Origin of the sequence: Micromonospora foliorum, assembly GCF_022229015.1 — a bacterium.
In the GTDB taxonomy this organism is placed as follows: Bacteria; Actinomycetota; Actinomycetes; order Mycobacteriales; family Micromonosporaceae; genus Micromonospora; species Micromonospora foliorum.
On sequence record NZ_JAKKFF010000272.1, the window covers coordinates 1 to 5,559 of the forward strand.

At 73.4% G+C, this 5,559-nt stretch carries 6 protein-coding genes and 1 pseudogene; 3 read left to right on the top strand and 4 right to left on the bottom strand.

Going from position 1 to position 5,559, the window contains the following annotated elements; all coding sequences use genetic code 11:
* Positions 1 to 424: pseudogene (locus tag PSH25_RS20100) on the top strand (anti-sigma factor family protein); the annotation flags it as partial.
* Positions 425 to 522: 98 nt separating this feature from the next.
* Here PSH25_RS20100 and rarD read toward each other — a convergent pair.
* From rarD to eccE, 4 genes are all read right to left on the bottom strand, one after another.
* Positions 523 to 1,461, bottom strand: a complete 939-nt coding sequence (gene rarD / locus PSH25_RS20105) for an EamA family transporter RarD (protein WP_238660559.1) — start codon at positions 1,459 to 1,461, stop codon at positions 523 to 525.
* The gene (locus tag PSH25_RS20110) at positions 1,458 to 1,955 is read right to left on the bottom strand and encodes a GNAT family N-acetyltransferase (RefSeq protein WP_238660560.1); all 498 of its coding nucleotides are present in this window, start codon (positions 1,953 to 1,955) and stop codon (positions 1,458 to 1,460) included. The genes rarD and PSH25_RS20110 overlap by 4 nt, the downstream gene beginning before the upstream one ends.
* Positions 1,956 to 2,083: 128 nt before the next feature.
* Positions 2,084 to 2,470: a phage holin family protein gene (locus PSH25_RS20115; protein WP_091395522.1), complete on the bottom strand. Its 387-nt coding sequence runs from the start codon at positions 2,468 to 2,470 to the stop codon at positions 2,084 to 2,086.
* Between the two features lie 61 nt (positions 2,471 to 2,531).
* Complete coding sequence (gene eccE / locus PSH25_RS20120; RefSeq protein ID WP_372492817.1) at positions 2,532 to 4,493, bottom strand: type VII secretion protein EccE; 1,962 nt, start codon at positions 4,491 to 4,493, stop codon at positions 2,532 to 2,534.
* 289 nt (positions 4,494 to 4,782) lie between these two features.
* On the opposite strand from eccE, the gene PSH25_RS20125 reads away from it, so the two are divergent.
* Complete coding sequence (locus PSH25_RS20125; RefSeq protein ID WP_030334170.1) at positions 4,783 to 5,103, top strand: WXG100 family type VII secretion target; 321 nt, start codon at positions 4,783 to 4,785, stop codon at positions 5,101 to 5,103.
* Between the two features lie 21 nt (positions 5,104 to 5,124).
* Complete coding sequence (locus PSH25_RS20130; RefSeq protein ID WP_112585712.1) at positions 5,125 to 5,418, top strand: WXG100 family type VII secretion target; 294 nt, start codon at positions 5,125 to 5,127, stop codon at positions 5,416 to 5,418.
* The last annotated feature ends 141 nt before the right edge of the window (positions 5,419 to 5,559 follow it).

Below are 5,559 nucleotides of genomic sequence, written 5' to 3' on the forward strand. Positions count from 1 at the left end.
CGCCGCCGGGTTGGCGCTGCTGGTCGGGGTGGGCACCGCCATGGCGCTGCCCCGACCGGTCAGCCCGTCCGGGCCGCCCGGCGCGCAGGGCACCCCGGCCCCGCAGGTGTCGATGGTCGCCATGCGACCGGTGGCCGCCGCCGGGCCGGTACACGCCGACCTCGGGCTCACCGGGACCAAGTGGGGCACCGAGGTGACCATGCGCTGCGGGTACGACGCACGGACGAGCTACGGCAAGGCGTACCCGTTCCGGCTGGTGGCGCGCGGCCCGAACGGCGCCAGCGAGCAGATCGGCTCCTGGCTGGCGGCCCCCGGCGACGACCTCAGCTTCACCGGCGCGACCAGGTTCACCGACGCCGAGCTGGTCAGCGTTGAGCTGCAGAAGGCCGACGGCACCCCCCTGCTCACCTACGCCGTCCCGTAACCAGGGCGCCCCGGCCTGTCCGCGGCTAACCTGCCAGGAGTCGCAGGCGGCCTGTCCGCGTCGATCAAGGAGTTGTGCTGGGTGACAAATCGCCCGAACTAGTGCTGGGCCGGCACCACCACTCCTTGATCGACCGCGGGTGGGGGTTGGGTGCGGCCACGGGTGCGGCGGGAGGTGTGGACGGCGTCGGCGGTGAAGACGATCAGGGCCAGCCAGACCAGCGCGAAGCCGGCCAGGCGCGCTGGCGGCATCGGCTCGTGGAAGATCAGCACACCGCAGCCGAGCTGAAGGATCGGCGCCAGGTACTGGATCATGCCGAGGCTGCTCAGGGGCAGTCGGTTGGCCGCCCCGGCGAACAGCAGCAGCGGGATCGCCGTGGCCGCGCCGGCCAGCACCAGCAGGGCGGTGTGTCCGGCCGAGACGTGCCCGAAGGTCAGGTCGGCCTTCGCCGTCAGCCAGGCCAGGTAGCCCAGCGCCGGCAACGCCAGCACCGCCGACTCGACGAAGAGCCCCTCCGCCGCAGGCAACCCGAGCCGCTTCTTGACCAGGCCGTAGCCGGCGAAGCTGAACGCCAGGGTCAACGCCAGCCAGGGCAGCCGGCCATAGTCCACGGTGAGCACCGCGACCGCTGACGCGCCGATCCCCAGCGCCACCCACTGCGCCGGGCGTAGCCGCTCCCGCAGCACCGTCACCCCGAGCAGCACCACGACCAGCGGGTTGATGAAGTAGCCGAGCGCGGTCTCCACCACCCGGTCGGAGTTGACCCCGTAGATGTAGGTGCCCCAGTTGACCGCGATCAGCGCGGCGGCGGCGACGATCCCCGCCACCGCCCAGGGGCGGCGCAGCAGCGCCCGTAGGAAGCCGATGTTGCGCAGCGCCACCAGCAGCAGGGCCACGAAGACCACCGACCAGACGATCCGGTGGGCCAGGATCTCCAGCGGGCCGGCGGGCCGCAGCAGCTTCAGGTAGAGCGGAAAGAAACCCCAGAGCAGGTACGCGCCGAGGCCGTAGAGGTATCCCAGACGGAGTGGCGTCACGCTTCCACCGTAAGGGGCGTAGTGCTGTTTTGTTCCTTTCCGGTGATCGGGGTCACCGGGGGTCGCCGGTCGAGCTGCATCCACCGCTGCGGCACGTCCAGCGGGGTGAAGCCCACCCGCTCGTACACCTGGTGCGCGTCGTTGGTGCAGAGCAGGATCCGGCGTACGCCCAGGTCGGCCAGGTGGTCGCGGACCGCGCCGGCCAGCCACCCGCCCAGCCCCCGACCCCGGGCGGCGCGGTCCACGTACACGTCGCAGAGCCAGGCGAAGGTGGCGCGGTCCGTGACGACCCGGGCCACCGCCACCTGGCGGCCGTCCTCCGGCCGGTAGATGCCGAACGGCAGTGAGCCGGCGAACGCCCGCTCGGTGGTGTCCCGGTCCCGTCCGAGCGCCCAGTACGCGTCGGTCGACAACCAGTGGTGCACCAGGTCCAGATCGATCCGCGCCGGATCGGTGCTGAGCAGGTGCCCGTCGGGGTGAGTCAGCGAGAACATGCCGCGACGCTAACCGTCGAGGTGGGCACTCAGACCCGCCAATTCCCGAACTCTGGTCATCGGCCCGCCGGAGCCCCGGCCGAGGTCGGAGCCCCGGGCGGGCCGGGTCGGTGCTGGCCGGTCGCCGGTCAGTCCCGGTCGAGGACGGCGCCGAGGATCCAGGTCACGATGCTCACGAAGAGGGCGCCGAGCACGGCTGCCGGCCAGAAACCGTCCACCGAGAACGGCAGACCGGCCTGGTCGGCGATCCAGCTGGTGAGCAGGAACAGCAGCCCGTTCACCACGAGGGCGATGAGACCCAGGGTCAGCAGGTAGAAGCCACAGCCGACGGTCTTGATGATCGGCTGGAGAACCGCGTTGACCACGCCGAAGATCACCGCCACCAGGAGCAGCGTGGTCACCGTCTCGGTGGCCGAGTTCGAATCCAGGGAGATGCCCGGGATGAGGAGCGTGGCCAGCCAGAAAGCCAGAGCTGTGCTGGCCAGCCGAATCAGCAGACCTTTCAGAAAACCCATGGCGGGGATCGTGCCACGGACACCGCACCGGCGTAACCCGCCAGCCGACCATCCCGGTGGATCAGCCGCGCGTGGGCTGCCCGATCAGTTGCGCCTCGATCGGAGTGGGGGAGAGCAGCGCCCAGCGCAGCGCCCGGCGGTTGACCACGGCCACCATGTCCTCCCGAATCCGGGTCAGCCACTCGGCCGAGCCGCCCAACCCCAGCGCCGCCCCGGCCAGGGTGGCCTCGGCGGAGGTCAGTGGCTGGAGCAATGCCAGGTCGGCGCGGCTCAACGCGTCCACATCGGCCGGGGTCAGCTCGTCACGTACGACCAGGGTGGCCCGCCACGGCGGGCCCGGCGCGGCGTCGGCCGCCACCGGGCCGGCATCGACGATCAGCAGCAGCGGACGCAACGCGGTGCCCACCCCGTCGGCGACCGCCCGACCGGGCGGGAGCAACGGGATGGTGCCGCCCGGCGCGCCGACCCCCCGGACGAACGGCTCCCAGGCGCGCGGCCGGACGGTCTGCACCACCACCAGGGCACCGAGTGCCAGCGCGCGCAGGGCCACCAGCTGGGTTGCGCGTACCCCGCCGACCAGCAGCACGCGGGTGCTCTCCGGTCGGAACAGTCGCACGGTGACGGCGCGGCCGTGCCTGTTGGTGCCGACCATCAGCCCCGCGTCGCCCAACGACAGCTCCCGGTCGTCCAGCGCTGGGCGGGGCTGCGCCCCGGGCGCCGGTGGGCGGGGCTGCGCCCCGGGCGCCGTCAGCGCCAACGGCAGCGTCGCGGCCAGCCCGCTCAGGTGGGCACCGTCGAGCCGGCGCAGCTTTCCGCCCAGGTCGGTCACCAGGCGGATCAGCGCCTCGGTGGCCGCCGCCAACTCGGTCGCCGTCCCGGCGGCCAGGCGTACGGTCAGCTCGGTCGGCACCCCGGTGGGCGTCGGTGAACCCGACGACGCCGCCATCGTCGGCGCCGGACCTGAGCACATCGACACCGTCGTGGCCGTCGCCGGCAGCGCGAGCAGGCGGGGCACCAGCCGGCGCCCGGCCGCACCACCCGCGTCGGGCCACTGGGTCAGTCGGAAGGTGGCCTGGAGCAGGGTGCCGGACCGGATCGCCGGCCAGGACTCCCGCACCGGTTCGCCGTCGTGGTGGGCCAGCTCGCCCAGAACCCGCAGCGCCGCCGGCACCCCGAGTGGCCGCGCGGCCAACGGCCCGAGCCGGCGGACGATCCGGCGGACCGTGCCGGCGAGGACGCGGCGCAGGTCCTCCTCGGACCAACCGTGCACCCGCAGCACCCGGACCGCCACCACCGCCCGCTCGCGCCCGGCGAGCCGCCCGTCGGTGAGCTGCCGGTACGACGTGCCGACCGTGCCACCGGCGCTCGGCACCGGCGCCGGTGCACCGGCGAGCAGCAGTTGGACCAGCAGCGGGGGCTGCTCCGGCCCGGACGGTGGAAGCAACGCGGCCGGGGTGGGGATCGACTGGGACGCGTCACCCAGCAGGTCGCCGGGGTCACCGAGCTCCAGGAGCGCGACCATCCCGGTGGTGTCCTCCAGGACGGCCGCCGGCCCGCCGGTCAGCTCGGTCGAGCGGACGACGGTGCCCGGGGCGACCAGGTCGAGCAGTTCGGCCGCTCCGGCCGGCCCGGTCAACGCTCGGCGGCGGGTGAGGTGCCCGATGGCGGTGCCCAGCCACTCGAAGAGCCACCGCCCCCGAAGCGGCACCCAGGCGGCCGCCACCAGCAGCGCGGCCACCAGTACGGCCACCGCGACGACCGGTGCGGGTCGGCCGAGGCCGACGAGGACGAGTGCCGCCGCGACCTGCGCGGTGACCAGTTGGCCGGCTTGCGTTCCGGTGCCCACCCGACGGCCGAGTGCGACCCAGCGGTCAACCGGCGACCGGCGACGGGGGGCGCGCTGATCGGCCGACCCCGGGCCGTGGTCGGTGGGGCGGCCCGGCCCGACCGCCCGTGCGGAGGCGTCGGTCTCGGACCCGACCGGGGTCGGGGGATGCGGCCCTCCGGTGGTGATCGCCGGCACCGTGCCTCCTCGACCATTGGGGACCGGGTCGGGCGGCCGGCCGCCCTCCGGCGGCCCGTCACGCGCCGCGACGTGGCTGCGGCACATCGTAAGCGACCGATGGCCGCCCCGGTTGTCCACAGGGGAAGCCGGTGGGGTAGCAGAACGGCTACGAGGTCGCTACCGTCAGCCACGAAGTCCTTCGCTGACCCGTGTCTCAGTGCTCGACGACCGGGCCAAGCGACGACGCGTCGCCCAGGGTGGGCGCGTCGACGGCCAGGTGCGATCCGAGAGACGAGGTGACGTCCGGGTGTCCCAAACCAAGGCAGAAGCCGCGGTGATGCAGCAGACCGCCGCGAAGTTCGAGCAGGTGGACCAGTCGTTGCAGTCCATGCTGACCGGCCTGCTGGCCGAGTTGGAGGTGCTGCAGCAGGCCTGGCGTGGCGCTGGTGGCCGCTCGTTCGAGCAGGTCAAGCAGCAGTGGTCACAGGACCAGGCGGCGCTGCACCGCGCGCTGCGCGAGACCGCCGGTGCGATCCGCACCGCCGGTCGGCAGTACGACGTGTCCGACGACGAGGTGGCCAGCCGGGTGGCCGGCACCAACCGCGGCGGCATCCAGCTGCCGCTCTGATCCCGCTGGGGAGGGAATCCGATGGACCATGGTGTGCTGGTCGTCAACTTCGCCGCGCTGCAGCAGGCCGGCGCTGACATTCAGAAGGCGTTGAACACCCTCGACGCGCAACTCGGCCAACTCGAACGCGACGCCGCCCCGCTGGTGGCGAGCTGGACGGGCGAGGCGCGGCAGGCCTACGAGCAGCGGCAGGCGCGGTGGCGCTCGGCCTCGCAGGACCTGCAGGGGATGCTGCGTGACATCAGGTTGGCGGTGAACGACTCCGCCACCGACTACCTGGACACCGAGAAGAAGAACACCGGGCTGTTCCAGTGAGCGATGTGGGCCGGGAGCGCTGACCGTGTCCGGGCCAGCGCCCCGCCCGCAGCCGGTCGGAGGTCAGGACCGTGCGCGGGTGGGCTCAGGCCGGGCGCGGGCGGGCTCAGGCCGGGCCGGCCGGGCGCCAACGTCGGCGGG

What these genes read in the sequence shown, in the direction of transcription:
- PSH25_RS20115 (WP_091395522.1), bottom strand. Translation starts at nt 2,470, where the DNA reads ATGGGTTTTCTGAAAGGTCTGCTGATTCGGCTGGCCAGCACAGCTCTG.
- PSH25_RS20130 (WP_112585712.1), top strand. Translation starts at nt 5,125, where the DNA reads ATGGACCATGGTGTGCTGGTCGTCAACTTCGCCGCGCTGCAGCAGGCC.
- PSH25_RS20110 (WP_238660560.1), bottom strand. Translation starts at nt 1,955, where the DNA reads ATGTTCTCGCTGACTCACCCCGACGGGCACCTGCTCAGCACCGATCCG.